This window comes from Streptomyces montanisoli (genome assembly GCF_017813245.1).
In the GTDB taxonomy this organism is placed as follows: Bacteria; Actinomycetota; Actinomycetes; order Streptomycetales; family Streptomycetaceae; genus Streptomyces; species Streptomyces montanisoli.
On sequence record NZ_JAGIQL010000285.1, the window covers coordinates 1 to 4,317 of the forward strand.

3 protein-coding genes are annotated in these 4,317 nt (G+C 76.1%); 1 reads left to right on the forward strand and 2 read right to left on the reverse strand.

The window, feature by feature from the left end:
- Both JFN87_RS32160 and JFN87_RS32165 read right to left on the reverse strand, forming a co-directional pair.
- The coding region (locus JFN87_RS32160; RefSeq protein WP_209345901.1) for a serine/threonine-protein kinase at positions 1-1,026 on the reverse strand (1,026 nt) is incomplete at its 3' end.
- Between the two features lie 182 nt (positions 1,027-1,208).
- On the reverse strand, positions 1,209-2,879 hold the full coding sequence (locus tag JFN87_RS32165) for a serine/threonine-protein kinase (RefSeq protein WP_209345903.1): 1,671 nt from the start codon (positions 2,877-2,879) through the stop codon (positions 1,209-1,211).
- A gap of 380 nt (positions 2,880-3,259) precedes the next feature.
- On the opposite strand from JFN87_RS32165, the gene JFN87_RS34605 reads away from it, so the two are divergent.
- Positions 3,260-4,317 (forward strand): FHA domain-containing protein (locus tag JFN87_RS34605; protein ID WP_209345905.1); only part of this gene is annotated, 1,058 nt, incomplete at its 3' end.

Below are 4,317 nucleotides of genomic sequence, written 5' to 3' on the forward strand. Positions count from 1 at the left end.
GCCCGCGAGCTCGTCGGGCGCGGGCACGCGCATGCTGGTGTGCGTGTCGCGGTTGGAGTCCGGCGCCGCGCCCGGGACCAGGGCCACCGCGCCGCGCCTTCGCGGCTCGTCGCCGCCGGGGGCGGCCGTCTCCCGGACGGCGTCATGCCGCTCGGGCTCCTCGTGCTCGGTGCCGGGCTCGTCGACGTCGAGCGGCGGGATGCCGGCGAGCAGCGGGAGGACCTCGTGCAGCCGCGCGGCGAGCTCGGAGGCGCGCAGCCTGGACGCGGGGGCCTTGGCCAGGCACTGGACGAGGAGCTGCCACAGCTCCTCGGGGATGCCGGGCAGCGGTACGACGGTCTCCGTGACGTGCCTGCGCAGCACGGCGCCCGGGTGGCCGCCGCCGAAGGGCGTGAAGCCGGCGAGCAGCTCGTAGAGGACGGTGGCCAGCGCGTAGATGTCGACGGCGGCGCGCGGCGGCAGGCCCTCCACGATCTCGGGCGCCAGGTAGTCGGGCGTGCCGATGATGCGGGTGGTCTTGGTGCGGCTCGGGGTGTCGATGAGCTTGGCGACGCCGAAGTCCGTGATGAGCGCGGGGTGCGCGCCTCCGGGGCCGAGCGGCCCCTCCATGTCGAGCAGGATGTTCTCCGGCTTCACGTCACGGTGGACGACGCCCTTCGCGTGCGCGGCGGCGAGCCCCTCCGCTACGTCGGCGACGATCGCGACGGCGGCCTCGGGGGCGAGGCGGCGCTCGCGGTCGAGGCGGGTGCGCAGGTCGGTGCCGCGGACGAGCCGCATGACGAGCGCCAGGTCGTTGCCGTCGACGACGAGGTCGCGCACGGAGACCACGTGCGGGTGGTCGAGCCCGAGCAGCGCCGTGCGCTCCTGGACGAAGCGCCCGACGAGCTCCTGGTCCGCCGCGAGGTCGTCGCGCAGCAGTTTGACGGCGACGGGGCCCTCGGGCCCCTCGCCGAGCCACACCGTGCCGGCGCTGCCGCGGCCCAGGATCTGGGTTGCGGTGTACCGGCTGCCGATATTCCGTGCCAAGACTGCTCCCTCAGCAACTGGCGTTGCCCCTCGGTCGCCCCTCAAAGTACGCGGCCTTCGGGGTGTTGCGTGCCCAAGACGGCGGCAATCTTCACTTCCGGGGAGGAAATCACCCCCGAAACCGTGCCGGATATCGACATAGCTACAGACTCGCCGCCACCGAGGGGTGCGCCGGGGCTCCGTCAGGAGCCGGAGCCGCCGCCGAGGTTGGAGATCCAGTGCGAGACCGACGAGATGCCGTTGCCGATCTCCGACCAGTAGCCCTCGCCCTGGTGGATCCAGCTCTGCAGGGGCGTCAGGTCCCACACGAGCCAGCCGATGATCAGCAGCACCACGATCACGACCACGCATCCCTTGAGGCAGCCGAGGCCGGGGATGTGGATCGGGTTGGCGCTGCGCCTCCTCGGCGCCCTGGCCTCCGGCTCGGGGCGCGGCGCGGGCTGCCTGGGCGGCGCGTACTGCTGCCGCTGCGGTGCGTACTGCTGCCGCGGCGGTGCGTACTGCTGCCGCGGCGGTGACTGCGGCCGGTACTGCTGCGGCTGCTGCCGTCCGTACTGCTGCGGGTAGGGCGCGGGGGCCTGGCGCTGGGGCGGGCGGCCGCCCTGCGGGGGCTGCTGCCGGTGCGGGCGGTGGCGCAGCGGGTCGAGGCTCGGGTCGACGGGCTGGACCTGCGTCTGCTCGTTGCGGTCGCGCGCGGCCTGCAGCTGGTTCTGCCAGGGGTGCGGGCCCTGGCGGCCCTCCTGGCCGCCCGTGGTGGGCATCACGTTGGTGGCGGCGGCCGGGTCGTGGGAACCGGGCAGGCCGGCGCCCGGCAGGACGCTGGTGGGGGCGTCGGCGCCCGTGCCGGGCAGCACCTGCGTCGGGTCGGCGGCGGACGAGCCGCCCGCCGGCAGGACCTGGGTGGGATCGGCGGCGCCCGGCGTGCCCGGGACGGCCGTGGGCGCCGGGTCGGGCGCGAGCAGCGACGCGACGCCGAGAGCGGCGTCCACCTGCGCGGGGGTGGCGTGCACGCCGATGCCGGGCGCGACCGTGCGCAGCGCGGTGGCCAGGTTGACGGCGCTCGGCCGCTGGTCCGGGTCCTTGCGCAGGCAGCGCTCGACGACGGTCCACAGCGGCTCGGGCACGGTGGTGATCCTGCGGGGCTCCTCGTTGAGGTGCTTCTGGAGCACTTCGAGCGAGGTCGCGCCGGAGAACGGCGGGCGCCCGGTGAGCAGCTCGTACAGCAGGATGCCGGCGCCGTAGACGTCGACGGCGGACGTCTGCGGCCTGCCCTCGGCCGACTCGGGTGCGACGTACGCGGGCGTGCCGACGAACTCGGCGGTCCGCGTGAGGCCCGGCGAGTCCGCGAGGCGCGCGATGCCGAAGTCGGTGAGCATCGGATGCAGCTGCTCGCCGTCGTCCTTCAGGAGGACGTTGGCGGGCTTGAGGTCGCGGTGGACGACGCCCTGCGCGTGGCTCGCGGCGAGCGCGTCGGCGATCTGCGCGGTCAGCAGGGCCGCCGCGACCGGCGTGAACGGGCCGTTCTCCCGCAGGTAGCGGTGCAGGTCGGGGCCGTCGACGAGGTCCATCACCAGCGCGAGCAGGTCGCCCTCGACGACCAGGTCGCGCGTGCGCACGATGTTGGGGTGCGTGAGCATCAGCAGGACGGAACGTTCGCGCAGGAAGCGCATCACGACGTCCGCGTCGCTCGCGAGCTCCTCCTTCAGTACCTTGATGGCGACCGTCTCGCCCGGCTGTCCCGGCACGGCCGCCTCGGCCCCGGCGGTCTCGCGCTGCGAAGCTCGCCAGACGGTGCCCGTGGCACCGCGCCCGAGCGGTTCCTCGAGCAGGTACTTGCTGCCTACCGGCCGCACGTCATGTGCTCCCTGCTGATAGAGATCACTGCATCGTCCCGCGTTCCGGGGACTCCGGCCCACTTTAATGCCGCCGGACGGGTCACCGAGCGTCATCGCGCGTGACCCTCGCGGGTGACGGCCGCGGGGCCGCGTCCGGGGGAGGACGCGAGCGGCGCACGGATGGTTGCCGCCGCACGGTCCCGTGGTCGCCGCCGCTCGGTCCCGAGCGCGCGGGACACGATCGCAAGCAGGCATTTATGCACGCACAGCCGACCAATCAAGATCACTTGAGACCGGGGCGCGGGCGTGTTGTCAGTGGCAGGTGCGAGGATGCCCTCACGTACCGGTCGGGCGCCGTACCCGCCGGACACCCTGTGCAGAAGGGACCGCTGACGGCTATGCAGATCCGGCTGACCGTCCTCGCCGCGGGGCGCGCGTGCGACGTCCTCGTCACGGCGCCGGCGGGCACGGCGCTCGCGGCGGTGGCGTCCGGCCTCGTCACCTCGGTCCTCGGCCCCGACGCCCCTGGCACGGCCGCGCTGTACGCGGGCGGTGTCCGGCTGGACGCGCAGCGTGCGGCCCTCGGCGACCCGCCGCTGGTCGACGGCGCGGTCCTGTCGCTCGGCGCGCCCGCGGCCGACGAGGGGCTCACGCGTGGGGCTCCCGCGCAGCTCAGGGTGGTGGCGGGCCCGGACGCGGGCGGGGTGCACCTGCTGCACGGCGGCCGCGTGGTGATCGGCCGCTCCGCCGAGGCGGACGTGCCCCTGGACGACCCGGACGTGTCGCGGCTGCACTGCGCGGTGACGCTCGCGCCCGACGGCGCCGTGGCGGTGGCGGACCTCGGCTCGACGAACGGCACGACGCTCGACGGGGCGCCGGTCGGCTCCGCGCGGGTCCCGCTGCCGCCCGGCGCGGCGCTGCGTCTCGGCGAGTCGACGGTGACGCTCGCCGTCGGGGAGCGCGAGGCGGCGCTGGCGACGGTCCCCGACGGCGAGGGCCACCTGCGGGTGACGCCGGGGAACGCGCGCGCGGTGAGCGCGGGGGACGGCGCCGGGACCGGCTCGCGGGAGCTCGGCGCGGAACCGCTCGGGGCGGCGCCCCGCCCCGTACCGGCCGCCCCGTCCGGCCCCGGATCCCCGTACACGCCGGGCGGCGTAGGGCTGGACCCCGGGCTCGCGTTCGGCCGGCCGGACCCGCACGCTGGTCGGAAGTGCGCACGCCTGGACTCCTGTCACCTATTTATTCCGTTTGCCGTCTTCCACCTGAAAGTAGGCGGGGGGGAGGGGCGGGGGGGGGAGGGGGGGGGGGGGGGGGGGGGGGGGGGGGCGCGGGGGGGGGGGGGGGGGGGGGGGGGGGGGGGGGGGGGGGGGGGGGGGGGGGGGGGGGGGGGGGGGGGGGGGGGGGGGGGGGGGGGGGGGGGGGGGGGGGGGGGGGGGGGGGGGGGGGGGGGGGGGGG